Source organism: Amphibacillus xylanus NBRC 15112 (assembly GCF_000307165.1).
Lineage (GTDB): Bacteria > Bacillota > Bacilli > Bacillales > Amphibacillaceae > Amphibacillus > Amphibacillus xylanus.
This window is the reverse complement of the sequence record NC_018704.1, coordinates 1,371,828-1,398,229: the sequence shown is the minus strand read 5'-3', so window position 1 is coordinate 1,398,229 and position 26,402 is coordinate 1,371,828. Positions and strand designations below refer to the sequence as shown.

Below are 26,402 nucleotides of genomic sequence, written 5' to 3'. Positions count from 1 at the left end.
AGAAAGGAGCCATCCAATTGACAAACCATTTAATTTTTTCAAAAGTTAAAGAAACTGAGTTACTTCAATGGACTAATATAGAAGAATCACCTCCATATACTGAAATAGAGGTTTTACGAGCGTTAGATCAATTACAGGCAGAACCAGATCATTACTCTAAAGAGGCTGAAACAATTTTGTACACAATGCTTGCTTATCACCGTTTAAGGAGAAATCAAGCTTCAGATAAATTAACGAAATTATTGTTGGATCGTGGAGAAAAACTAGGTGGCGATGTAACAATACAGAAGTCATTACATTCAATTATCTATTACCAAGCAGTTATGGATCATTTATCAACATTAGACTTGGAAAATTGGACGATTCGAGAAACTGATTTTGACGCAACGAAATTAAAGATGATTGAAGAATGGCATCAAGCATTAAATCAATATTTCATAGATGCTAAGCAAAATAATAATGACCGTAATGTGGTAAATATCGATCTAAGTAAAATCGATCAAACGATTCAAACAGAATTAGCAGAATTGAATCAGCTTTTAATTAATTCGATTGAAATGCTAGAAAATAGAAGATCAGGCGTACCAACGCGTGAGATTAACAAATCAATTCGAAGATTAATTGAATTAAAACTTGAATTTAATCAAGCTTTCCCAAATTTATTTAATACTGATATTGCTAGAAGCCCATTACAAAAGCTCGAAGGTATGGTTGGGTTAGAACAAGTTAAAAAATATATGAATCAATACTATCATTATTTAAAATATCAACAAGATCGAAAGCAAATTGGTTTTCAAATGATTGACGAGCCGGGATTACATATGATTATTACTGGAAATCCAGGCACTGGAAAGACAACAATTGCCCGATTACTTGCTGAGATTTATCATGAATTAGGCTTATTGGATTCAAATAAGATTATCGAAGTGAATCGTTCACATCTTGTCGGTTCATTTGTTGGTCAAAGTGAAGAAAAGACGATGAACTATATTAAAGAAGCAGTTGGTGGCGTACTCTTTATTGATGAGGCCTATAGCTTACACAGACAAGACGCTAGTGGAAATGATTACGGTCAAGCGGTTATCGATACACTTGTTTCAGCGATGACAAGTGGGGAACTTGCAGGAAAATTTGCCGTAATTTTAGCAGGTTATCCAGAGGAGATGAGACAGTTCCTCTGGTCTAATCCAGGGCTTAGAAGTCGTTTTCCTGAACAAAATATGATTCATTTACCAGATTTTAAGATCATTGAGCTATTAGATATTGCTGAAGCTACTGCATTAGATAATGATTACTTTTTTACAGAAACGGCTTTAAATAGTTTTTACGGTTTAATTGAGCGTGCAAAAGTTGATGATACTTTTGGGAATGCAAGAACTGTTAGAGATCTTGTTATGAAGGCAATCTTTAAAAAAGGAGCTGCAATCACAATCGAAGAAAGTGATGATTGGCTTGATCATATGCGAATTGAATCAAAAGATTTAGCAGTTATGACAGATAAAAAAGACGATATTGAACCAATTGAGCAATTAAATCAGCTAATTGGCTTAAATAATGTAAAAGATGAAGTGAAAAAACTTTCTTCATTCGTTAGAATCCAACAAGCAAGAAAGAATCAAGGATATCCAACTGTTCCGATCCAACTACACGCTGTATTTTCAGGTAATCCTGGTACAGGTAAAACAACTGTTGCAAAAATATACTCAAAGCTATTAAAAGAGTGTGGTTTGCTAAAGCGTGGCCATTTTATTGTGGCATCTAGAAGTGATTTAGTTGCCGGTTATGTCGGGCAAACAGCAATCAAGACTAAAAATAAAATTCGCGAGGCTTTAGGTGGCGTATTATTTATTGATGAGGCTTATGCATTATTCCGTGGTGAAAATGACTTCGGTAAAGAGGCCATCGATACATTAGTAGATGAGATGACAAAGCATAATGAGAATTTGGTTGTCATTTTAGCTGGATATAAACAAGACATGGTCCGTTTTATAAATAGTAATCCAGGTCTTGCTTCACGATTTAAAAAGTATTTTGAGTTCCAAGATTACGAAACTGAGGAATTATTACAAATCGCGAATTACCAAATTAATCGTTATAATTATCAAATGACAAAAGATGCAGAAGATTACTTAAAACAAGCATTTAACAGTGAAAAAGTTTCCGGTAATGCTAGATTTGTTGTTAATCTTGTTGATGAGGCGATTCAATTTCAAGCACTTAGATTAGAGGATATCATCATCCAAGCTGATGATACACAGTTCTTAACGCTAAATAAAGAAGACTTTAAAAATGCTTGGCAAGCAGTGAAGGGAGCAGACCATGATGAAAAGGATTAAAACGCCAATTCAGGTGCGCTATCAAGAAACCGATCAAATGGGTGTCGTGTATCATGCGAATTATCTCGTATGGTTTGAAATTGGTCGAACTGCATTCATCGAGGCTTTAGGACTATCTTACGCTGAAATGGAGCAAGAGGGCGTTGTATCACCAGTAACTCGAGTCGAAGCTGATTATAAGAAGCCAATTCGATATGGAGAGTCAGTATATGTTGAAACATGGCTTGATTATTATGATGGACTGAGAACGACATATGCATATCACGTACTTAACGAAAAAGGGGATATTGCTGTTAGTGGTAAAACAGATCACGTAATCGTCAATCTAGAAAATTTCCGACCATTATCTGTTAGACGAAGATTTCCGTTATGGCATGAAAAGTATTTAACTGCTTTAGGAGCTGAGGAGTAAATGGCATTTGGTATCAGTCGAAGTGAGTTGAAAAATTGGCAACAAGCAGTTTTAGCCGGTGAGATTGCATTTCTCACCCATTACTGGCTTGATGATCGTTTTCCACAATCGACTAGTGTAACTAAAGTTGGTTGTGCAAATCTCGATAAATTAATCGAGTGGGGTAAGCAGTACCAATTAGATCCTGCTTGGATCGATATGGATCCAAAGTATCCACATTTTGATTTATTTGCGCCGATTCAGAAAGAAATATTAGCAAAAGAAGGCTATACAGATCAAATTAAACGCTTTAACCTTTAGACATTTACGGTATCCATCAAACTGTAATAAGCATTAAGTTGCGATAGATAGAAAATATAGGTTGTAAAAAAACGTTGGTGAGTTTGAGAACTTACTAACGTTATTTTTTCATTTTAAGTATATTTAAATTTATAACTCGCGTTATAAACCGCAGTTAGCTGAACCTCCACGTTCCATGGGCACGGCTTTTAGCTAACTCAGTCAAGCAAAGTCACATACGGTTATCGTAATTTTTGTAATTTCAAGTAACAAATTATGATTCGCTTCAAGTATAAATCAATAGAAATGAATTCGAGTGAAAAAATGCAAAAAGAAACGCGATATGATGCAGCCATTAAATTTAGAAGTGAAAAACAGCAGGTGAAATACACGAGACTCCTGCGGGGACAAATCTTTTCGATGGGACGAGTAATCGCAGTCCCAGCACGAGCTGAAGATCCACTAAGGCAAGCGCTCTATGCTTGCCTTAGTTAGCTAAAAGCCCTGCCCGCGGAAACATACTAAGATTAGTAGTACAAGACCTAGGCCAGGTTTTGTGCTACTATTTTTTTATAGTAGAAGTGAAGTAAAGCCGAATCACGCTAAGGACCTTGAGTTCGACGATCGGAAACTGGCTAACTTCACTCCCTTATTTGAATCAACTTAGTATGTTGGGTCCCCAGAGACCGTGTATAAGAAAGTGGAATCGATAAGGTAAAGTGGAGACTTCTACAAAAATATTAAGGAGGAGAAGAAAATGAGATGCGTTATTGCTTTCGACGTTAGTCGAAAGAGTAGTACCATGGCCGCTTACAACGAGCAAGGTAACTGTGAATTTGAAGGGAGGTTAATTCATTCAAAAACGGGATTCTCTAATTTAAGTAAAATCATTAAAGATCTAAGTGAAAAGAATAATTATACCTTAGAATTTGTTTTTGAAGCGACTGGAGTATATTCGGCTGCTTTAGAACGATTCTTACGAGAGAATAATCTCGTTTATTATTCTTTAAATCCTTTATTAGCACACCTTAACACCCAATCTCTAAGAAGAAACAAAACAGATATAAGTGATGCGCATCAACTGGCTAAGAATCATTTTAAAAACGATTATTTCCAAACTTATCGCGAAGATTCTTATTACGAACAGATGCGTACAATGTCACGTCGCTATGATGAGATTATGAAAGAGAAGATTCAGTACAAAAATCGACTACATGCATCATTACAATTATCTTTCCCAGACTTTGATACGGCTTTTATTAACAAATCAAAACTTTATTATAATCTTGTACAAGTATTCCCTCACCCAAACTTGATATTAAAACGATCTAAAACAGTTATTAAAAATCGTATTAAAAAATGCACTAAGAAAAACTATTCATTAAAAAAGTTAGAGGAAAGAGCAATTTTATTGATTGAAATCGCAAAGGATTCATTTCCAGCAGTTGATGAAACAGACTATTCTTGTGAGTTAGTAAGGGATTATGCCAAGAAAATATTAGAGATGGAGGAAGAGCAAGATGAAATCATTCAAAGAATGACAGAAATGTCAAAAGACCGTAAAGAATACAGGATCCTTCGGTCATTTCCCGGAATAAAAGATAAATTAGCCTGTAGAATCATAGCTGAACTAGGGGATTTAACACGTTTTAAAAATAATAAACAACTAAATGCATACGCCGGTATAGATATCGTAAGATATCAGTCTGGAAATATGGAGTATAAAGATCGTATAAATAAACGAGGTAATAGTAGACTGCGTGGTATTTTGTATTTTATGATTGTCTCAATGCTTTCTGCTAAAGGAAAACAAATAAATCATTTAGTTGATTATTATTATAAATTAAAAAAACAACCCTATAATAAGCATCATAAGGTTGCAGTAGTCGCTTGTATGAATAAATTCTTGAAAGTCGCATTTCATCTTATTCAAAACGACCTATTGTATGATTATGAGAAAGCTTCAAGCCAACAATAATCATACTATGATTTAATTATAACACAATAGACCTTGAAAAAAAGACAAAAAACACAAGGTCTATTCGAAGTGCAAAATTTTAATTAATTCCCGGAGGGGTACCCCTCCGGGAATTAATTAAAAAAAGGAATTTAAACACTTGACTAAACGTAAGAAAGCGAGTGTATTTCACCTGCGGTGAACAAGTTGAATCTTTATTAAAACTAAAATAAATTTATTCTCGACTAATTATATAACCTACCAACACTATTTGACATTGAACCAATTTTTATTGATATACATACTCATTGTTTTTTAGATTTCTTCTCTGGAACCGGGTCATATCCGCCTGAGTGAAATGGATTACACTTTAAAATTCGGACAATGGTTAAATATGATCCTTTTATCGCGCCAAACCGTGATATCGCTGTTAATCCATACTCAGAGCAAGTTGGATGAAATCGGCAGCTCGGAGGTGTATTAGGACTAATATATTTCCGGTAAAATTGAATGATTTTTAGTAATAGCCATTTCATTATTGGATCGCTCGTTTATCAAACGAAATAGAAGCAATTGCATCATGGAGATGAATCGATTCATGGTTTTGACATCTTACTTGGAAAGCTACAACATCGTCAGATTCATAGAGATCAGCTGCTACTAATCTAACCATGTCCTCAACAAACCGTGGATTCTCAAATGCTTGTTCAGTCACCATTTTTTCATCTGGACGCTTTAATACAGGGTGTAATCTAGCACTAGCATTACTTTCTGCAGCTTCCAATAAGAATGCTTTCCAATCAAGCTTTGATTCATCGAAATCATCACGTAGTTCAATCTCCATTTTTACTTCACCGCGTTGATTATGCGCACTATACTCACTAATTTCTTTAGAGCAAGGGCATAATGTAGTAACGCTACCTTTTAAACCAACTATAATATTAAATTGATCTGGAGCTAAATAGCTTATCGAAACCTTAATATCGGCATAATTTAGTCCAGCTAGACCAGAACTAGGACCTTTACGCTCGAAAAACCAAGGTGCTTTAATCTCTAATTTGGCATCTTTGGTTTTTAATCGTTGTGCTAATTCTTTGGTAAATATTTTCAAGTTATTTAAATCAAATGATAATAAATTCCGTTCATAAAAGTCATGTAACTGCTCTGTAAATCGACTCATATTCGTACCTTTATTGTATTGATCTACAGTTGAGGAAAATGTAAACGAACCAACTGAAGACTGTTGATTCGGTAAAAGTTCACTATTTATGAGAATCGGATGCTTAACATTTGTGATTCCGACTTCATCAAGTTTAAATAAAAAATCAGCCTGTGTATTTTGTAAATCAGCCATATCTTCCTTGTTACTTGGCTTTGTTTTATGACCTGGTTTAACAGAACCAAATAACCGTAACCGATCTTCTTTATTCGGTAATTGACGGAATTTTCGCTCTTTATGATCCATATATAGCAAGCTCCTCTCAAAACAACTTTTAACAAGTATACTGAATATTTATTCACGATTCAATTGATTTGTTTATCGGATAAATGGATTCAGCGTCTTAGCTTATGGCCAAGGGACTTTCGGCTCTGTTTTATTAATGATTCGTTTAATATTTGCGCGATGTCGATAAAAGATAAATACGGTAAGTATAGAAGCAACAATTAAGAGCTCATATTCCTTTAAAATAATTGTCGTTAACACACCAATTACTCCAGCAGACATTGATGATAACGAAACATATTTGCTAATCATTAACATAACAAAAAAGCTCAATAGCACAATTAAAAATACAAGAGGATTAATCCCAAGTATTAGACCACCAGAAGTAGCAACTGCTTTTCCACCTCTGAAATTAGCGAATATTGGATACATATGCCCAATTACAGCAAATACTCCGACTATTAACGGATTGATTTCAGGAAAGCCTAAAATAATTGGTAACGTGACAGCAAGCGTTCCTTTTAATATATCAGCAAGAGTAACAATAAACCCTGCTTTTTTCCCTAATACGCGAAATGTATTTGTTCCTCCAAGATTTCCACTTCCATGTTCACGTATATCTGTTTGATAGAATAATTTTCCTACGATTAGCGCTGATGGAATCGAGCCAATCAGATAGGATAGAATAATTAATAGTACATAAGGCCACATAGTAAATTACCTCTTTTCATTTAGCAACATTAGAATGTCATTATTCTAACATGATTTAACCAATTGTGAAACAGTTTGTCAATTAACGATACAGATTATGAACTACAATTTAACGCTTCTATAAAAATTTGTCAGCTAATAATTAGTAAATTAAGTTTAGATTATCATCGAATTGATTTGTACTTATTCAATTTTGATTTGACCAAATCAGCTATTTAATCGTAAACTAATAGATAGACTGATCATTTATAAGGAGGATATATAATTGAAACCATATTACCCTAATCCTAATAAACTAAAAGAGATATTTAATAATACAAAAACAATTGCTGTAGTCGGATTATCAGATAACGAAGAACGGACATCTTATAAAATTAGTAAATATATGCAAGATTTCGGTTTCAAGATCATCCCTGTTAATCCTAAAGTCGATGAAGTATTAGGAGAGAAGGCATATACTAGCTTAGCAGAAATCCCAGTGCCAGTTGATATTGTCAATATTTTTAGACGTTCTGAGTTTCTCGCAGGAATTGCAAAAGAAGCGAAAGAAATTAACCCTAAAGTATTCTGGGCTCAAAAAGGGATTGTTGATGAATCGGTTTATGAAACTTATAAAGATGATTTTAGTATCGTAATGGATCGCTGTATATATGTTGAATATTTAAACGTTAACAAATAAATGCCGTTTATTTAACGGCTTAACTAAGTAGAATCTATTTCTATTTAGTTAAGCTGCTTAAATAGTGCAAGCGGTGAAAAGTTCTGTTATGATATATTATTTCAGTTGATACAGAATGAGTGTGGAACCAGAGCACGTTTTGGTATAGATGTTTGTAGAAGGAGAAGATGAGTTTTGAGTAGTAGAGAAACATTGTATACAGATGATTCAATTCAAGTATTAGAAGGTTTAGAAGCCGTTAGAAAAAGACCAGGAATGTATATCGGTTCAACAGATGCAAGAGGATTACACCATCTTGTTTTTGAAATTGTCGATAATGCTGTTGACGAAGCGTTAGCTGGTTTCGGAAATAAAATTACAGTCACCATTCATAAAGATAATCGCATTTCTATTTCTGATGAAGGAAGAGGGATGCCGATTGGTATGCACCAGTCTGGGAAATCAACGCCGGAAGTTATTTTAACCGTACTTCATGCTGGTGGTAAGTTTAGTGAGGGTGGTTACAAAACTGCTGGAGGGCTTCATGGCGTTGGAGCTTCTGTCGTGAATGCGTTATCAGAAGAACTTATTGTAACCATTCAGCGAGATGGGAAAATCGTTCAACAAAAGTTTATTAATGGTGGACAAGTAGCTAGTCCATTGACGCAAATTGGTACAACTAAAAAGACAGGAACTACTATTCAATTTAAGCCTGATGCGTCAATTTTTTCGACAACTAGTTTTCAATATGAAATATTAGCAGAACGGCTACGAGAATCTGCCTTTTTATTAAAAGGTATTCAAATAGAACTTAATGATGAGCGTACTCAAAATAAAGAGACTTTTCAATATCCAGAAGGATTAAAATCATTTATTGAATATTTAAATGAGGAAAAAGACAGCCTTCATTCGGTCGTCTATTTTGAAGGAAAGCAACAAAATATTGAGGTTGATTTTGCCTTTCAATTTAATGATGGTTATGCTGAAAATATGCTATCGTTCGTTAACAATGTGCGAACTAAAGATGGCGGTACTCATGAGGTTGGAGCAAAAGCAGCGATAACTCGAGTATTTAATGACTATGCAAGGAAAAATAATTTACTAAAAGAAAAAGACAAAAACTTAGAAGGAAACGACATCCGCGAAGGCTTAACTGCAGTCGTATCAGTTCGAATTCCAGAGGAAAGCTTACAGTTTGAAGGGCAAACGAAAGCAAGATTAGGTACTTCAGAAGCACGTTCTGCTGTTGATGCAGTTGTTTCTGAGCATTTAGCGTATTTCCTTGAGGAAAACGCTAATAAAGCTGTGGTATTAATTAAAAAGGCACTTCAAGCGCGAGAAGCGAGGGAATTAGCAAGAAAAGCTAGAGAAGATGCACGATCAGGCAAGAATCGGAAGCGACGTTCTTCTTTATTAAGCGGTAAACTTACACCTGCTCAATCCAGAAGGCCAGATCGTAATGAATTATATTTAGTCGAGGGTGATTCAGCAGGCGGTTCAGCTAAGCAAGGCCGAGATCGTAAGTTCCAAGCCATTTTGCCATTACGAGGTAAAGTAATTAATACGGAAAAAGCAAAAGTAGAAGATATCTTAAAAAATGAGGAAATTGCTACAATCATTCATACAATTGGTGCAGGAGTAGCAGGAGATTTTAATTTAGAAGACGTACAATATGACAAAATTATCATTATGACGGATGCCGACACTGATGGTGCCCATATTCAAGTGCTTTTATTAACATTCTTCTATCGCTATATGCGTGAGCTTGTTGAAGCAGGTAAAGTGTATATTGCCTTACCACCTTTGTATAAAATCTCTAAGGGTAAAGGGAAGAAAGAAGAAATTCACTATGCATGGAACGAAGAAGAACTTAGACGAATTACTAATAACATTGGTTCAGGATATACTTTACAAAGATATAAAGGTTTAGGAGAAATGAATGCTGATCAATTATGGGATACGACTATGAATCCAGAAACGAGAACGCTAATTAGAGTTACAATCGATGATGTTGCGCGTACAGAAAGACGTGTAACAACATTAATGGGGAATAAAGTAGCGCCAAGACGTAAATGGATAGAGTCAAATGTTGAATTTGGTCTCGATGAAGAAACAAATATTATTGATAATGAAAATATCCATAGTTGATTTTTGAGGAGGAAACATTTTGTCAGTAACAAGAAATTATTTAGATTTGTCTTTAGAAGAAGTCATTGGTGATCGATTCGGACGATACAGTAAATATATTATTCAAGATCGTGCTTTACCGGATGCTAGAGATGGTCTAAAACCAGTACAAAGACGGATATTATATGCGATGTATAAAGATAAAAATACACACGATCAAAATTTCCGTAAATCAGCTAAAACTGTTGGGAATGTTATTGGTAATTATCATCCACATGGTGATAGCTCTGTATATGATGCGATGGTTCGATTAAGTGCAGATTGGAAAATGCGTAATCCACTAATTGAAATGCATGGTAACAACGGAAGTATTGATGGTGATCCTCCTGCAGCGATGCGTTATACTGAAGCAAGATTATCAGCAATTGCTGGTCAGCTATTGAGAGATATTAATAAAGATACTGTTGATTATATTCCGAACTTTGATGATTCTTTAGAAGAGCCAGTCATTTTACCGGCGCGCTTTCCAAATTTACTCGTCAATGGTTCAACTGGTATATCAGCAGGTTATGCAACAGATATACCACCACATAATTTAACTGAAGTGATCGATGCAGTCATTAAATTGATCGACAAACCTGATGTCACTGTTGAAGAATTAATGAACGTCGTTAAAGGACCGGACTTCCCTACTGGTGGGATCATTCAAGGTAAGGATGGACTTCTAGAAGCATATCGAACAGGTAAAGGGAAAATATACTTACGAGGTCGAGCAGAAATTGAAGAAATGCGCAGTGGCAGGAAGCGAATTGTCATTGAAGAGATCCCATATGAAGTTAATAAAGCAAACTTAGTTAAGAAAATTGACGAATTACGTTTGGATCGAAAAGTAGAAGGTATTGCTGAGATCCGTGATGAAACTGACCGAACAGGAATGAGAATCGTTATTGAATTAAAAAAGGATGCAGATAGTACTGGTGTCTTAAATTATCTATATAAGAATACGGAATTACAGGTTTCATATCACTTTAACATGGTTGCAATCCAAGATAGAGCACCAAAACAGCTTGGTTTAATTCCGTTATTAGAAGCTTATCTTGAGCATCAAAAGGAAGTTATTCTTAGAAGATCGAAATTTGATTTAAAGAAAGCCAAAGAACGTGCTCACATTGTTGAAGGATTAATTAAAGCTATTTCAATCCTAGATGAGCTTATCAAGGTTATTCGTGCTAGTAAAAATAAAGCTGATGCTAAATCAAGAATTAAGCAGCAGTTTGGTTTTACAGAAGCTCAAGCGGAGTCAATCGTTAATTTACAACTTTATCGTTTAACAAATACTGATGTAACCCAATTAGAAAAAGAATCGGTTGAATTAAAGAATACAATTGAACAATTAAGCGAAATAATTAACGATGAGTTTAAGTTAGCTTCTGTAATCAAAAAGGATTTACAGCAAATCAAAAAAGATTTCCCAACACCTCGTCTTACTTCTGTAGAAGCAAAAGTAGAAGAATTAAAGATAAACCTTGAAGTAACTGTTGCAAGCGAAGATGTTTTAGTATCGGTTACGAGAGATGGCTATGTTAAGCGAACTAGTTTACGATCATATGCGGCCTCGAATGAGGAAGATCTTGAAATCAAAGAAGGCGATTATTTAGTTGGTCTTTATGAGATGAACACAACGGATGATTTATTGATCTTTACTAATCAAGGTAGATATATCTTTGCACCGGTTCATCAATTACCTGATATTCGTTGGAAAGATCTCGCTCAACATTTATCTAGCTTAGCAAATCTTGAAAAGGGCGAAAAAGTAGTTAATGCGATTCCGATTCGCGATTTTACAACTGGTCAATATTTAGTCTTCTTCACGCGTGAAGGCATGGTTAAACGTAGTGAATTGAGTTTATATGAGGCCCAGCGTCATTTTAGACCACTAGTTGCACTAAACTTAAGAGAGAATGATCAATTGATTCATGTTGCACTGTCTAATGGTTTACAAGATTTATTTGTTGTTTCAAATCGAGGGTTTGGCTTACGCTACAATGAAGCTGAAGTTACACCGGTTGGCCAACGTGCTGCTGGAGTGAAGTCAATTAATCTTAAAAAAGATGAATATGTCGTTAGTGGCCTTGTGTTAGAAGGTGAGGCGGTTGATACTCACTTTACACTTGTAACACAAAGAGGTGCAATGAAACGAATGAAAGTAACTGAATTTGAACAAGGTTCACGAACGAATAGAGGTCAAGTTATGCTTAGGGAATTAAAAGGCAAGCCTCATCGTGTTGTTGGTTTTATCGAAGTTCGACCTGAAGATGAAGTAAATGTCTTAACTGAAAATGGTGTTTTACAAACTGTTCATCCAATGGAACTAAGTATTAGTGATCGATACAGTAACGGCTCATTTATTCTCGATACTGATGAAGTAGGAGAGGTTACACAAGCTTGGAAAAAGGTAACATATCAAACACCATTTAAGCTCGAAAATTAGTTTATCTATTACAAACTGCTTACCTAGACTAGATAAGCAGTTTGTTTTTCAATTTATTTCTGTCATGCTATGCTTTCTAGTAATTATATTAAATAGACAAGGAGTTTTATAAATGATTGATTCAAAGTTATTCCGTAAGGCTATGGGACGATTTGCAACAGGAATAACAGTTGTAAGTACATTAGATCAGAAAACCGAAGAAGTTAAAGGAATTACAGTTAATGCATTTATGTCTATATCGTTAGATCCATATTTAATTGCAATTTCAATCAGAAATCAATCATCGATGATCACTCAATTAAACGAAAATGATCAATTCGGTGTTAGTGTTCTTGGAGAAGATCAAGAAAAGTATTCTATGATTTTTGCAAATCAGATCAAATCAGATCAACCAGTTGAATTTGACTGGGTCGATAATACCCCAGTTTTACCAGACGCGTTAGTTCAATTAGTATGTGAGAAAGAGTCTGAAGTTGTCGCAGGGGATCATACTGTATACATAGCGAAAGTGAAAAAAATTGTCACCAAAGAAGGCGACCCATTGATTTATTATAATGGAGAGTATCGAGAATTAAATTAATTAATAAACGGTTGTATTCACTTGAATGTAAGTACAACCGTTTATTTTATGTTGGAAAGATTATCGTTCAAATCACTTTATATTTATATAAAGAAATGCTTAATATTTCCAAAACCTCTTGCAATTGTTGATGATTCATGACTATCTGAACCAGGAATTAATCGTATACCTAACTGAATCGCTTTCTTAACAATTTGCGTATTAGGATAAATTGATTGGCATAATGGTTTGTATAGTCCAGCTGTGTTTAAATCTAGCGTGTAACCCTTTTGCTTAATCAATAACAATATTTCATCTATTAAATCATGATCATTGAAAGACGTTGGATATGTTTTTTTAAATTTTTCCACTAAACTTAAATGCCCAATTCGAGTGGGCTTATACTGGCCTAAATCTGACTTAACTGCTAATTTCACCGTTTGATAATAAGCCCTATAAACCGCTTCAATGGAACCGAATCGTTTAACTAGTCTACCAAACTCCTCATCGCTAAAATCCAAACAGAAATATTCATCATTATGTTTTAACATATGCACTGATAAAATCGCATCATCTATCATTTCACCATAATCATTTAAAAATTCCGTAATTTCTTTTTCATAACCTTCAATATAATCAACTTCGAATCCAATATTTACTTTTATCTCATTTTTATATGCTACTTTTAACTGTTGACCAACTTTAAAATACTGATCGAGATTGCTATAACTCATTGAACTATCTTGTTCTGGAACCGGATCAATAAAATTCCTCGGTAATGGAGCATGCTCTGTAAAACTAATTTCCTTTAATCCCGCTTCAATTGCTTTATTTATGTAATTCTCCCATTTATCATTTGAGCCGTGCGGACAAAATGGAGTATGTACATGATAGTCACCAATAATATTCATAAATATTCCTCCTTAAAACCATCATATAATGAACGCAATGAAATTAAAAGAAACTATTGACAAATATTAAAGTTAGTTGTAAAGTAAATCAAAAGACTTTATTACTTTATCGTAGTAAAGTGATAAAGAACGGAGTGAGCACATGTTTTTACCAGAGGGTAGTCAAGATCAAATCGGAGAAAAACTGGATGCACAAGCAAAGGTAAATGAAATATTCAGGAAGGTAGTCAAGCGCCGTAATTACTTGGCAATTGAAACGCCAGTCGTTGAATACGCACAAACCTTTACTAATCCAACTGTCGGTATGGAAGCAAATAAATTATTAAAATGGTTTGATAGCGATGGTGAAATTGAAGTTTTACGTGCTGATTGGACAATTGCAATAGCACGAGCATTAATGACTAAAAATCCGAAGAAAACGAAATGGTTTTATCAAGGATCTGTCTTTCATAAAGATGAAAATGGGATTGAGAGTCAACAGGCTGGGATAGAAATCATTAGAACAGATGTTTTACTTGGTGAAATGGAGACACTCTTTACAGCAATTGATGTGTTAAATGAATTAAAAATTAATGATTACTTAATTGAACTTGGTCATACTGGTATATTTGATTACCTGATAAAACCTTTATCATTAAGCCAAAGTGAAGAAGAAAAATTACGGATTGCGATGGATGATAAACAAGAGGATGTTGTATTTAGCATTGTATCTGAGCGTGGAAATAAAGCAATTGCTTATGAACTTGTTGACCTGATTCAAGCATATGGTGGCGACGATATTTTAGAAAAGTATCGTCAAAAGTGGAATGGTACAGATGATCTTGTCGAAATTATTAACCACTTAGATCAATTAATGACATCATTAAAAGAATTAGGAGTCGAAGATGTAATTGTTGATCTCGGGAGTGTAAGAAAACTTCGTTATTATAGCGGTACGATGTTTAGTGGATATTTAAAGCAAAATGGTGATATATGCTTCTCAGGAGGTAGATACGATCGCTTATATAATCAATTTGACCGTAATATATCTGCTGTTGGATTAGCGTTTTACGTTGATGTATTATCAAAAATAATTAATCCAAATGTTCAGCAAGAACAAATATGTATTGTAGCATCACCTCAAACACATGTTAAAGCAGAACGGATGAGAGCGAAATTTCCTAACGCGCAGATTGATATTCTTTATAATTATCCGACTGACGAACAGTATGATAAGATTATTAATTTAATAGATGAGGTGTCACTATGAAACCAGTAATAGCCTTAACTAAAGGAAGATTGGAAGCTCAATTTTTAGCCTTTTTTGAAGCTTTAGGCTTTGATATTGAACCATTAACAGAAAAAGGGAGAAAGCTTAGAGTCGAAACGGATCAATTTGAATTTATCTTTGCCAAAGGTGTTGATGTCACGACATATGTTCAATACGGCATTGCTGATTTAGGTGTTGTTGGTGGTGACATTTTAGCTGAATTTCAACCGGATGTTTATGACTTGTTTCCTTTACCATTTGGTCAGTGTCGAATGGCACTTGCTAAAGAAAAAGGCAAAGAATGGCCGGAAGGTAAAAAAACAATTGCGAGTAAATTTACGAATATCACTAAAGCTTATTTTAAAGAAAAAGGCGAATCAGTTGATATTATAAAGCTTGAGGGATCTGTAGAACTCGCGCCAATTTTAAATTTAGCTGATGGTATTGTTGATATTGTTGAGACAGGGACAACATTAAAGGAAAATGGCTTAGTTGTTGATCAGGAGTTTATGAAGTTTAGTGCTCGACTTATTGCTAATCGGTCCGCATTAAAAATAAAACGAGCGCAACTGCGGCCTGTTATAAATGTGTTAAATCAAAAGGAGGAGCTTTAAATGGTAACCATATATCAAGCGAAAGAGTTTGAAGAGTTTTTAAGTAAGCAAAAGAAAACGAGTTTACAATCAGACCAAGCCTATCAAGTTGCCAAAGAAGTGATTGCTGCGATTCAACAGGATGGTGATAAAGCATTAGACAAATATGTTGAAAAGTTTGACGGACGTGTACCTGATAATTATCTCGTGTCGGAAGCGGAACGTAAAGCTGCTTGGGAACAAATTAGTCCAAAAACGATTGATGCGTTAAAACGAGCTGCTGAAAATATTAAGGCTTTTCACGCAAAGCAAATAAGAGAATCAAAGTTTATGCAAACAGAGCCAGATATTATTTCAGGTCAAATTTATACACCAATTGATAAAGTCGGTATATATGTTCCTGGTGGTACAGCGTGTTATCCATCATCAGTATTTATGAATGCCATTCCTGCAATCATTGCAGGCGTAAAAGAGGTTGTGATGGTTACACCTGCAAGAAGTGGTGAACAGATAGAACCGATCTTATCTGTAGCTGCTGATATATGTGGTGTAACGAAAATTTATAAAATAGGTGGAATTCAAGCTGTTGCAGCTTTAGCGTATGGAACTGAAACGATCGAGCCAGTCGATAAAATTGTTGGACCAGGTAATGCATATGTTGCGGCTGCAAAGGCACTTGTCTATGGTGATGTTGGAATTGATATGATCGCTGGTCCTTCTGAAGTAGCTATTATTGCGGACGATTCAGCAAATCCTGTATATGTAGCAGCTGACTTAATCGCACAAGCTGAACACGATACACTAGCACGAGCATTTTTAATTACTACTTCAGATCAATTAATTAAACAAGTAGAAGTTGAGCTTGAAAAACAATTATCTGTCTTACCTAGAGTTGATATTGCTAGTGAGGCAATTAGAAATTATGGTGGTCTAATTAAAGTTGATAGTATCGAGGAAGCCTTTAGAATTTCAAATTTAATAGCACCTGAACACTTAGAAATTCAGTTAGATGATTCTTTAAGCTATTTAGGCTATGTTAAACATGCTGGTTCTGTCTTTTTAGGACACTATACACCAGAATCATTAGGTGACTACTATGCTGGACCGAACCACGTTTTACCGACATCAGGAACGGCTAAATTTTCTTCTGGTTTATCTGTTGCTGATTTTGTTAAATCAACAACATTCTTATACTACACAGAGAAGGCACTAAAGAAAGCAGCAGATGATGTCATTCAAATTGCTGAAGAGGAACAATTATCAGGTCATGCTCGAGCGGTATCAAAACGGTTAAATAACGAAAGTTGAAATGGGGATAACAATGAGAGAAGCTACAAAACAACGAAAGACTTTTGAGACAGAAGTTAATATAACAGTTAATCTAGATAATCCTGAACGAGTAGAGATTAATACGGGTGTTGGTTTTTTCGACCATATGCTAACGTTATTTGCTAGACACGGTCGCTTTGGTTTAATTGTCAAAGCAAACGGTGATCTAGAAGTAGATAGTCACCATACGGTAGAAGATGTTGGAATTGTTATTGGACAATTAATTAAAGAGGCACTAGGTGACAAACAACAAATTAATCGTTATGGGACTGCATATGTTCCAATGGATGATGCATTAGGCTTTGTGTCACTTGATATTAGTGGTCGTCCATATTTAGTTTATGATGTGGATGATTTAACTCAAAAAGTGGGCACATTTGATACAGAACTTGTACGGGAATTTTTACAATCATTTTCAACCCATGCTGGTATCACGTTACATGCCCGTGTATTGTATGGCGTTAATACACACCACAAAATTGAAGCGATATTTAAAGCACTTGGTCGTGCGTTAGGTGAAGCGATAACAATTAATCCAGAAATTAAAGGGGTCAATTCGACCAAGGGAGTAATAGAAAATTAACTAGAAAAGATAATAATTTACAGTTGATGAGGTGTTAATATGATCGTAATTCCAGCGATTGATTTGTTAAATGGAAAGTGTGTACGACTCTATCAAGGCGATTTTAATCAGACGGAAAAAGTTGCAGATGATCCGTTTAATCAGTTAGACCGATTTATTAATGATGGTGCTGAAATTGTTCATATTGTTGATTTAGATGGTGCACGTGACCAAACAAAAAGACAATACGAACTTATCAAGCAATTATGTGAAAGAGCGACAGTACCCATTCAAATTGGCGGAGGAATTCGATCAATTGAAACGGTGGAGCAACTAATTGAAGCTGGTGCGAGCCGTCTTGTTATTGGAACAGCTGCTTTAGAGAATTTAGCCTTTTTAAAAGAAGCCGTTAAAAAGTATCCAGATCAGATTGTCGTAGGTATTGATGCGAAAAATGAGAAAGTAGCAACGCACGGTTGGGAGACAGTTTCTTCAATTGACTATATTGAATTTGCCAAAAAGATTGAATCACTTGGTGTAAAAACAATTGTATTTACTGATATTTCTAAAGATGGCACGATGTCTGGGCCAAACTTAGATCAGTTAGATAAATTAAATCAAGCAGTCAATTGTAAGATCGTTGCATCTGGTGGAATAAGTCAATATGATGATTTAATTGCAGTTGCGAATCTTGGAATTGAAGAGGCAATCGTTGGAAAAGCCATTTACCAAGAGAAAATCACATTAAAAGGTGCGAGACAACTATGGACATAAAACGGATTATTCCTTGTTTAGATATGAAAGACGGTTTTGTTGTTAAAGGTACACAATTTATTGATTTAAGACAGCTAGGAAATCCAATCGAAATGGCTAAGAAATATTCAGATGCTGGAGCTGATGAACTGGTTCTCCTGGACATTTCTGCGACAGATGAAAACAGACAAACAAGGCTTGATCTCGTTAAAGAGATTAAGCAAGTCATCTCAATCCCTTTAATTGTTGGCGGTGGGATTAAATCTTTAACAGATATTGATGCTGTATTAAATGCTGGTGCAGATAAAGTTAGTATCGGTTCAGCTGCTGTAAATAATCCAAATCTTATTAATCAAGCATTTGAAAAATACACATCTACTCGCATCGTAATAGCGATTGATGCTAAGAAGCAGCAAAACAATTGGACAGTTATGACTAAAGGTGGGAAAAATGATACTGGGATTGATGCAATCAAATGGGCGCAGGAAGTTGAACAAAGAGGAGCAGGGGAAATATTACTAACGAGTATGGATCGTGACGGTGTCAAATCAGGATATGATATTGAACTGACGAAAGCAATTGCTAACGCAGTTGCAATCCCTGTTATTGCATCAGGTGGTGTTGGCTCACCTGATGACTTTGTTGAGGTATTTAAGCAAACAAATGCTTCAGCTGGACTTGCGGCATCAATTTTCCATGAAGAGACCTATACAGTAGCTGATGTAAAACGCTTATGTAAAGCAAGTGAGGTGATGATTCGTGAAGCCGGACTTTAGTAAAGGATTAGTCCCAGCCATTGTCATTGATAGTCGCACAAAAGCTGTGTTGATGTTAGCGTATATGAATGAAGAATCTTATCAGAAAACACTTGAAACAAATCAGACATGGTTTTATTCACGTTCAAGACAGTCACTCTGGAATAAAGGGGCGACATCAGGAAATACGCAAGAAGTTATCTCGATTAAACTTGATTGTGACCAAGACACATTACTGATTGAGGTAATTCCAAATGGACCAGCCTGCCATACTGGTGAACCTACTTGCTTCTATAAAGATGTTAAAGCAAATGATAATGAGTTAGATTATGATGAAGACATTATCGATCAGCTATTAGTAGAAATTAAGGAAAGAAAGCAAACACGAGTTGCTGGTTCTTATACTAATTACTTATTTGATAAGGGCGTAGACAAAATTGGTAAGAAAATTATTGAAGAAGCAGGGGAAGTCGTTATCGCTGCAAAAAATAATGATCAAAAAGAATTAATACTAGAAGTAAGTGATTTACTATATCACACGTTTGTAATGATGGAGCAGCAAAATGTAACCATCGTTGATATTAAAAAAGAATTGACACGCCGATTTGGAAAAAAAGGCAATAATAAAGGTGAAAGAGCAAATATTGAAAAATGGTAGTTTGTTTACGATAATAATATTATGTAAACTAGATAGAGATTATTAAAAAATAACTCCCAGACTATTAAAAATGAGTGAGGGAGTTATTTTTTTATGCTATGCTTGCCAATTTGCTTTAATAAACTGGTCACGACCCGATAATGCACGATCTTTTTCGTATTCAGTTTTATTTTTCTTATAAAAATCCTGGTGATAGGATTCTGCTGGATAAAATGTTGCGCTCGGTAATATTTCAGTCACAATTGGCTGGCTAAACCGACCACTAGCTTCAATTTGTCGTTTTGATTCAATCGCGAGCTGCCTTTGCTCCTCGTTATGATAAAATATCGCTGTTCGATATTGTGGACCACGATCATGGAACTGTCCACCAGCATCTGTTGGATCTATTTGTGGCCAATAGAGTGACAAAATTTTCGAATATGAGATTATTTCTGGATCATATGTGATCTGAACAGCCTCATAATGACCAGTTGCCCCGGTTTTAACTTGTTCATAAGTTGGATTTTCCACGTGCCCGCCTGTGTAACCGGATATGACTGAAATAACACCGTCCCATTGGTCAAATGGTTTCACCATACACCAAAAGCAACCACCTGCAAATGTTGCAATTTCTTTCTTTAACAATCAGAACACCTCAATTTTATGCTAAATGATTATCTAAATCTGAAAGTCTGTTTTTAAAATAATCAACCGTAAACTGATAGAAAACATATTCAGATGGAGCTAGTTTACGATGTTTTGATCTAATAAGTCCAATACTACGCTTTAAATCTGGAAAACTAATTGGAATAATTGTTGTAAATTTTGAATCAGTATTTCCGATCGCGCTCTCAGGTAAAATCGTTAAGCCCATACCTGCTGCTACCATCCCTTTAATAGCATCTAAATCCTCAGCCTCAGCAGCTACTTTAGGTTCGAAGCCAACTGAATAGCATGCATCAGAGACTAATTTTTCAAATATAGAACCTTTAGGGAATAGAACGAAGTCTTCTTCTTTGAGCTCATTTAAATAGAGACTCTTCCGCTTGGCTAAACGATGATGCTGTGGGAGCAGTAGAACCATTTTTTCATAGAAAAGTGGCTCTCCACTAATTAAAGGATCATCAAGAACAACGGGTCCCAGTATTGCGATATTCAGTTCTCGCTCCTTTATAATATCGATTAATTCATGATAAGTCCCTTGTTGTAATTGGATTTTTATATTAGGATAAGCCTGTTTAAATTCAGATAGAAGTTGCGGTAATACACTGTTTGCTAAACTAGTTGGGAAACCAATTTTAATCGTCCCGCGTTCTGGATTAATATATTCATCCATTTGTAATTTAGCATACTCAATTGTACTAATTGCTTCTTTCACATGGTTTAGGAACACTTTACCGATTGGTAACAGTTTCACATTTCTGCCTTTACGTTCAAATAATTGAACACCAAGCTCCTTTTCTAAATTCGTAATTTGTCGACTGATTGCAGACTGGGCAACATTTAAATATTCAGCAGCCTCTGACATGTGCTCTCGCTCAGCTACTTCGATGAAATATTTTAATTGTCTTAGTTCCACATGTATCCCCCTCTTAACCCAATGATGATCTCTATATATTTTTTTTCGATTGATATTTCATTATATTATAGCGATGTTTAATAGATTTCACAATCCATTTAAACTAAATTTTTTATATTTTTAGAATTTTCAAGAAAAAAGACTTGTCATTTATACACAAAAAGTAATAGAATAGATGTTAAATAGAAAAATCATTAATATAATTATGAATTGAGGGAAGGGCATGAGCCAGTATAATTTTACATTTTCAGAAGTGATGACTAAAAAAACAAAACCATATGGAAAAGATCTAGCATTTGGTCGATATTTCACAGATCATATGTTTGTAATGGAGTACCATCATCAGAAGGGTTGGTATGATGGGAAGATTATTCCGCATCAACCGTTGACATTAGATCCTGCTTCGATGATCTTCCACTATGGTCAAACAGTATTTGAAGGACTAAAAGCCTATGCTACTAAAGATGGAGAAATTCAACTTTTTCGACCAGAAGAAAATATTGCTCGTCTAAATCGGTCTAACGAAAGAATGTGTATACCACAAATTGATCCGGACTTAGCCCTTGCAGCGATAAAGGAATTAGTTCGAATTGAAAAAGATTGGATTCCTAAACAAGAAGGGACTTCACTATACATTCGTCCATTTATTATCGCAACAGAACCATATTTAGGTGTTGCTCCAGCTAAACAGTATAAATTCATTATCATCTTATCACCTGTTGGTGCATATTATAAGGAAGGTATAAATCCAGTCAAAATTGCTGTGGAAACTGAATATATCCGAGCCATCAAAGGCGGTACTGGAGAAGTTAAAACAGCAGGAAACTATGCCGGTAGCTTAATCGCGCAACAGAAGTCTGCTGCTAAAGGCTATACGCAGGTGCTTTGGCTAGACGCATTAGAAAGGAAATATATTGAAGAAGTAGGTAGCATGAATGTATTCTTTAAAATAGATGGAGAAGTGATCACTCCGGAATTAAATGGGAGTATATTACCTGGTGTGACGAGAAAATCTGTTATTCAATTATTGAAACATTGGAATGAGCCAGTCACAGAAAGAAAAATTTCAATTGACGAAGTTATTACAGCACATAAAGAAGGCAGACTTGAAGAAGCCTTTGGTGCAGGAACAGCAGCTGTGATCTCACCAATTGGTGAGCTAGTTTGTGAAGATAACAAATTAGTTATAAATAATGGTAAAACAGGTGAGACTGCTAGAAAGCTTTACGACACATTAACAGGCATTCAATATGGCGAATTACCTGATCCATTTAATTGGATTAATAAAATTGATGTTTGATAAGTAAAGTGCAGACTATTCTGACTAATTACTTGACAGATGAATTTTGCTTATAGATAATTAAGACAATCTAATAGTTTAAACAATGATGATGAAGATCAAGTAAATAATGATGCGATAAAGAGATCGGCATGCATGGGCTGAAACATACCGAATCGACCACTCTTATTGAAACCTATCTTCTGAATTGTTAGCAAGCGCTAACCGCTTATCTTGAGCGTTATCAGAAAAGAAGTGGATAAGATTTTGCCTTATCAATGATGGTGGTACCACGGAACTGTTTTCGTCCATTACATTAATTTGTAGTGGGTGTAAACAGTTTTTTTGTATAGAAAGAGGGCGTTATGACGATGAAAAGGAAACGAGTAGTTGTGAAAATCGGGAGTAGTTCTTTGACACATCAAAATGGTGAACTATCAAAAGAAAAGCTAAAAGAACATAGTGAAGCATTGATTCATTTAATGAATCAAGATGTAGAAGTTATCTTAATTTCTTCTGGAGCTGTATCAGCTGGATTTAGACAAATTGGTTATTCTAGTCGGCCAGTTACAGTTGCTGGTAAACAGGCTGCAGCAGCTGTAGGACAGGGATTATTGATTGAAGCCTATAATCATATTTTTAAAGAGCATGGTTACACAACAGCACAGCTTTTATTGACACGAGATAATTTTACTGAAGAAGTCCAATTTACGAATATTTATCAAACGATTACTGAATTATTAAAGCGTCGTGTTATCCCAATTATTAATGAAAATGATTCTGTTGCAATTGAAGAATTAACGTTTGGTGACAACGATATGTTATCTGCACTAGTTAGTGGACTAGTGAATGCTGATGCACTTATATTATTAACAGATATTAATGGGATTTATGATCAAAATCCAAATGAAGTTAAGGATGCAAAGCGTGTTGATAAAATTGATTATGTCTCATCAGAAATGATTGAACAGATGAGTCAAAGTTCAAGTTCAAAAGTAGGCACAGGTGGTATGAAGTCGAAATTGATGGCTGCCAAAATGGCCACCACTTTAGGCGTTAGTTGTTTTATTGGAAAGGATACAGGTGTTGATAAGCTTATCCGTATATTAAATGGTAAAGGTGATGGTACTTATATCGGTGACCAGCATCTCCCACATGTAAGAAAGCATAAGCAATGGATTGCCTTCCACTCAAAGCCGAAAGGAAAGCTGTATATAGATGAAGGTGCAAAGCAAGCACTTTTAAATGATGGCAAGAGCTTGCTTGCTGTAGGAATTGTCGATATTGCTGGTCAATTCTATGAAAATGATGTTGTTGAAATCTGTATGAGTAATCAAGTGATTGCAAAAGGACAGGTAAACTACGCACATGATCAAATTAAACAGATAAAAGGTTTATGTAGTGACGAAGCGATGAAAATTACGGGAATTAAAAAACCTGAAATTATTCATCGAGACAAATTAATTATATCAATTAAGGAGGAATAAAAATGATTGGATTAGAACAACTAGGTCAACAAGCAAAAGAAGCTAGTATTCATTTAAGTCGTGCATCTACAAAGGATAGAAATGAAGGATTAACTCTAATTGCAAAGCAATTGCTTGAAGAACAAGAAGCGATCTTAAAGGCTAACGAAGAGGATTTATTAAGTGCAGAGCAAAATCAAATTTCCAAGGCCGTGATGGATCGAATTCGTCTGACACCTGAAAGAATTAAAGCGATTAGTGATGGATTATTAGATTTAGTAGAGCTACCAGATCCGATTGGTCGAGAATTAGACAGTTGGACACTTGAAAACGGGATTCAATTAAGTAAAGTAGCGGTACCAATTGGTGTTGTGGGAATAATTTATGAAGCACGGCCAAACGTGACAGTTGACGCTGCTGCATTATGTTTAAAATCAGGTAATGCTGTATTACTTCGAGGTAGTTCATCAGCGATACATTCAAATATAGCGATTGTAAAAGCCATTCGTTCTGCCTTAGAACAATCAAACATGCCAATTAATAGTGTTCAATTGTTAGAGGATACGAGTCGAAAAACGGCAGAACAAATGTTTAAGATGAATAAATATTTAGATGTGTTAATTCCTCGTGGAAGTCAGAGGCTAATTGATACGGTTATTGAAAAATCATCAATACCAGTATTAGAAACAGGAGCGGGTAATTGTCATATGTATGTTGATCAGAGTGCCGATTCAAGTATGGCCATTCAACTAGTGATCAATGCAAAAACGCAGAGACCATCAGTATGTAATGCGATCGAAACAGTCCTAATTCATAAAGATTGGTTTTATTCATTTGGCAAAGATCTGATTGATGCGTTAAAAGATCATCATGTTGAACTAAGGGGTGATCAACAAGTTGTGTCAATTGATCCATCTATTAAAAATGCGACTGAGGACGATTGGAATACTGAATATTTGGATATGATTTTAGCAATGAAGATTGTTAATTCAGTAGAAGAAGCAATTGAACATATTAATCATTACGGAACAAGCCATTCAGAAGCAATTGTGACAACTAATCCTGACCATGCTGTGAAATTCTTAAATGAAGTCGATGCGGCCTGCGTCTATCATAATGCCTCGACCCGTTTTACGGATGGATTTGAGTTTGGTTTTGGTGCCGAAATTGGTATCAGTACTCAGAAATTACATGCTCGTGGACCAATGGGACTAGAAGCATTAACTTCGACAAAATATAAATTAAGTGGGGAAGGACAATACAAAAAGTAATTTTTTGATGAAAGAATTTACTTTTTGCGTTAGAATATATAGAGATAGAAATTCTAGCGATTTAATTGAAGGAGAGATATTGTGAGTAAGAAATTAATTTTTGGTCATAAAAATCCTGATACTGATACGATTGCTTCAGCAATTGCATACAGTTATTTAAAAAATAAACTTGGTGAGGAGACGGAGGCCGTTGCATTAGGAGAACCAAATGGTGAAACTCAATTTGCATTGGACTATTTTAAAGTAAGTGCGCCACGCGTTGTAACAACAGTTGCGAATGAAACAAATGAAGTTATCCTCGTTGATCATAATGAAAAACAACAAAGTGTTAGTGATATTGAAGAAGTAAGAGTTAGAGAAGTCATTGATCATCACCGAATTGCTAACTTTGAAACTGCAGACCCACTTTACTACCGAGCAGAGCCTGTCGGCTGTACAGCAACAATTTTAAACAAATTATATAAGGAAAATGGTGTTGACATTCCTAAAGATATGGCAGGATTGATGCTATCAGCAATTATTTCTGATTCATTATTATTTAAATCACCTACATGTACTGAAGAAGACGTTACTGCAGCAAAAGAACTAGCAGAAATTGCTGAAGTTGATCCTGAAATTTACGGACTTGACATGCTAAAAGCTGGAGCTGATTTAAGTGGTAAGACAATCGAAGAGTTATTATCAATTGACTCTAAGCAATTTGAAATGGGAGATAACCTAGTTCAAGTAGCTCAAATTAATACAGTTGATCCAAATGAATTACTAGAGCAAGAAAGTGAAATTAAACAAGTAATCTCATCAATAATTACAGATAAGAATCTAAATCTGTATGTATTAATGATTACAAATATTTTAACAAATGATTCAGTTATTATGAGTCTTGGTGACAGAGTCGATGCTGTTAATCAAGCTTTTAACGTAACACTGGAAAATGATAAAGTTACATTACCAGGCGTTGTTTCACGTAAGAAACAAATTGTTCCTCAATTAACAGATGTATTAGCTTAATTCAAGTAGAGGCAACAACAAACCATGTTGCCTCTT

25 protein-coding genes are annotated in these 26,402 nt (G+C 35.1%); 19 read left to right on the top strand and 6 right to left on the bottom strand.

Features of this window, described 5'->3' with window-relative positions; all coding sequences use genetic code 11:
• The first annotated feature begins 17 nt into the window (after positions 1-17).
• The 4 genes from AXY_RS06975 (at position 18) to AXY_RS06955 (ending at position 5,005) form a co-directional block, all read left to right on the top strand.
• Positions 18-2,336, top strand: coding sequence for an AAA family ATPase (locus tag AXY_RS06975; protein ID WP_015010094.1), 2,319 nt, complete (start codon positions 18-20; stop codon positions 2,334-2,336).
• Positions 2,323-2,748, top strand: a complete 426-nt coding sequence (locus tag AXY_RS06970; protein ID WP_015010093.1) for an acyl-CoA thioesterase — start codon at positions 2,323-2,325, stop codon at positions 2,746-2,748. The genes AXY_RS06975 and AXY_RS06970 overlap by 14 nt, the downstream gene beginning before the upstream one ends.
• Entirely contained in the window at positions 2,749-3,048 is a 300-nt protein-coding gene (locus AXY_RS06965) for a hypothetical protein (protein ID WP_015010092.1), read from the top strand.
• A 736-nt stretch (positions 3,049-3,784) separates the two neighbouring features.
• Positions 3,785-5,005 (top strand): IS110 family RNA-guided transposase, encoded by a 1,221-nt coding sequence (locus tag AXY_RS06955; protein ID WP_015009316.1) that lies wholly within the window; start codon positions 3,785-3,787, stop codon positions 5,003-5,005.
• 284 nt (positions 5,006-5,289) lie between these two features.
• On the opposite strand, the gene yidD is transcribed toward AXY_RS06955, so the two are convergent.
• From yidD to plsY, 3 genes are all read right to left on the bottom strand, one after another.
• Complete coding sequence (yidD, locus tag AXY_RS12580) at positions 5,290-5,520, bottom strand: membrane protein insertion efficiency factor YidD (protein WP_081585440.1); 231 nt, start codon at positions 5,518-5,520, stop codon at positions 5,290-5,292.
• The gene (folE2, locus tag AXY_RS06950) at positions 5,520-6,449 is read right to left on the bottom strand and encodes a GTP cyclohydrolase FolE2 (RefSeq protein WP_015010090.1); all 930 of its coding nucleotides are present in this window, start codon (positions 6,447-6,449) and stop codon (positions 5,520-5,522) included. Before folE2 ends, yidD begins: the two co-directional genes overlap by 1 nt.
• A 102-nt stretch (positions 6,450-6,551) precedes the next feature.
• A complete protein-coding gene (gene plsY, locus AXY_RS06945) occupies positions 6,552-7,139 on the bottom strand; it encodes a glycerol-3-phosphate 1-O-acyltransferase PlsY (protein ID WP_015010089.1) in 588 nt (195 codons plus the stop codon).
• A 265-nt stretch (positions 7,140-7,404) separates the two neighbouring features.
• Here plsY and AXY_RS06940 point away from each other — a divergent pair, with 265 nt between their 5' ends.
• The 4 genes from AXY_RS06940 (at position 7,405) to AXY_RS06925 (ending at position 12,995) form a co-directional block, all read left to right on the top strand.
• Complete coding sequence (locus AXY_RS06940; RefSeq protein WP_015010088.1) at positions 7,405-7,818, top strand: CoA-binding protein; 414 nt, start codon at positions 7,405-7,407, stop codon at positions 7,816-7,818.
• 174 nt (positions 7,819-7,992) lie between these two features.
• Positions 7,993-9,945, top strand: coding sequence for a DNA topoisomerase IV subunit B (gene parE, locus AXY_RS06935; RefSeq protein ID WP_015010087.1), 1,953 nt, complete (start codon positions 7,993-7,995; stop codon positions 9,943-9,945).
• Between the two features lie 19 nt (positions 9,946-9,964).
• The gene (parC, locus tag AXY_RS06930) at positions 9,965-12,415 is read left to right on the top strand and encodes a DNA topoisomerase IV subunit A (RefSeq protein WP_015010086.1); all 2,451 of its coding nucleotides are present in this window, start codon (positions 9,965-9,967) and stop codon (positions 12,413-12,415) included.
• Between the two features lie 112 nt (positions 12,416-12,527).
• Positions 12,528-12,995, top strand: coding sequence for a flavin reductase family protein (locus AXY_RS06925; protein WP_015010085.1), 468 nt, complete (start codon positions 12,528-12,530; stop codon positions 12,993-12,995).
• An 83-nt stretch (positions 12,996-13,078) separates the two neighbouring features.
• Here the strand turns inward: AXY_RS06925 and hisJ are convergent, their stop codons facing one another.
• Positions 13,079-13,885 carry a histidinol-phosphatase HisJ gene (gene hisJ, locus AXY_RS06920; protein WP_015010084.1) on the bottom strand — a complete coding sequence of 269 codons (807 nt, stop codon included), beginning with the start codon at positions 13,883-13,885 and terminating at the stop codon, positions 13,079-13,081.
• A 142-nt stretch (positions 13,886-14,027) separates the two neighbouring features.
• On the opposite strand from hisJ, the gene AXY_RS06915 reads away from it, so the two are divergent.
• From AXY_RS06915 to hisIE, 7 genes are read left to right on the top strand one after another with little or no spacing between them, the layout of a single operon-like run.
• A complete protein-coding gene (locus AXY_RS06915; protein ID WP_015010083.1) occupies positions 14,028-15,134 on the top strand; it encodes an ATP phosphoribosyltransferase regulatory subunit in 1,107 nt (368 codons plus the stop codon).
• Positions 15,131-15,748 carry an ATP phosphoribosyltransferase gene (gene hisG, locus AXY_RS06910; protein WP_015010082.1) on the top strand — a complete coding sequence of 206 codons (618 nt, stop codon included), beginning with the start codon at positions 15,131-15,133 and terminating at the stop codon, positions 15,746-15,748. The genes AXY_RS06915 and hisG overlap by 4 nt, the downstream gene beginning before the upstream one ends.
• Entirely contained in the window at positions 15,749-17,035 is a 1,287-nt protein-coding gene (gene hisD, locus AXY_RS06905; protein ID WP_015010081.1) for a histidinol dehydrogenase, read from the top strand.
• Positions 17,036-17,048: 13 nt separating this feature from the next.
• Positions 17,049-17,639 carry an imidazoleglycerol-phosphate dehydratase HisB gene (gene hisB, locus AXY_RS06900; RefSeq protein WP_015010080.1) on the top strand — a complete coding sequence of 197 codons (591 nt, stop codon included), beginning with the start codon at positions 17,049-17,051 and terminating at the stop codon, positions 17,637-17,639.
• A 39-nt stretch (positions 17,640-17,678) separates the two neighbouring features.
• Positions 17,679-18,392 carry a 1-(5-phosphoribosyl)-5-[(5-phosphoribosylamino)methylideneamino]imidazole-4-carboxamide isomerase gene (hisA, locus tag AXY_RS06895; RefSeq protein ID WP_015010079.1) on the top strand — a complete coding sequence of 238 codons (714 nt, stop codon included), beginning with the start codon at positions 17,679-17,681 and terminating at the stop codon, positions 18,390-18,392.
• On the top strand, positions 18,383-19,147 hold the full coding sequence (hisF, locus tag AXY_RS06890; protein ID WP_015010078.1) for an imidazole glycerol phosphate synthase subunit HisF: 765 nt from the start codon (positions 18,383-18,385) through the stop codon (positions 19,145-19,147). Before hisA ends, hisF begins: the two co-directional genes overlap by 10 nt.
• Complete coding sequence (hisIE, locus tag AXY_RS06885) at positions 19,131-19,784, top strand: bifunctional phosphoribosyl-AMP cyclohydrolase/phosphoribosyl-ATP diphosphatase HisIE (RefSeq protein WP_015010077.1); 654 nt, start codon at positions 19,131-19,133, stop codon at positions 19,782-19,784. The genes hisF and hisIE overlap by 17 nt, the downstream gene beginning before the upstream one ends.
• Positions 19,785-19,880: 96 nt before the next feature.
• Here the strand turns inward: hisIE and msrA are convergent, their stop codons facing one another.
• Together msrA and AXY_RS06875 are read right to left on the bottom strand one after the other, a co-directional pair.
• Positions 19,881-20,408: a peptide-methionine (S)-S-oxide reductase MsrA gene (gene msrA, locus AXY_RS06880; RefSeq protein WP_015010076.1), complete on the bottom strand. Its 528-nt coding sequence runs from the start codon at positions 20,406-20,408 to the stop codon at positions 19,881-19,883.
• 16 nt (positions 20,409-20,424) lie between these two features.
• Entirely contained in the window at positions 20,425-21,342 is a 918-nt protein-coding gene (locus AXY_RS06875) for a LysR family transcriptional regulator (RefSeq protein ID WP_015010075.1), read from the bottom strand.
• Between the two features lie 223 nt (positions 21,343-21,565).
• Between AXY_RS06875 and AXY_RS06870 the strand changes: the two genes are divergently transcribed.
• The 4 genes from AXY_RS06870 (at position 21,566) to AXY_RS06855 (ending at position 26,366) form a co-directional block, all read left to right on the top strand.
• Positions 21,566-22,642 carry a branched-chain amino acid aminotransferase gene (locus AXY_RS06870; RefSeq protein WP_015010074.1) on the top strand — a complete coding sequence of 359 codons (1,077 nt, stop codon included), beginning with the start codon at positions 21,566-21,568 and terminating at the stop codon, positions 22,640-22,642.
• A 350-nt stretch (positions 22,643-22,992) separates the two neighbouring features.
• Positions 22,993-24,108: a glutamate 5-kinase gene (gene proB, locus AXY_RS06865; protein ID WP_041450299.1), complete on the top strand. Its 1,116-nt coding sequence runs from the start codon at positions 22,993-22,995 to the stop codon at positions 24,106-24,108.
• Positions 24,109-24,110: 2 nt separating this feature from the next.
• Positions 24,111-25,358, top strand: a complete 1,248-nt coding sequence (locus AXY_RS06860; protein WP_015010072.1) for a glutamate-5-semialdehyde dehydrogenase — start codon at positions 24,111-24,113, stop codon at positions 25,356-25,358.
• 81 nt (positions 25,359-25,439) lie between these two features.
• Positions 25,440-26,366, top strand: coding sequence for a manganese-dependent inorganic pyrophosphatase (locus tag AXY_RS06855; RefSeq protein WP_015010071.1), 927 nt, complete (start codon positions 25,440-25,442; stop codon positions 26,364-26,366).
• The last annotated feature ends 36 nt before the right edge of the window (positions 26,367-26,402 follow it).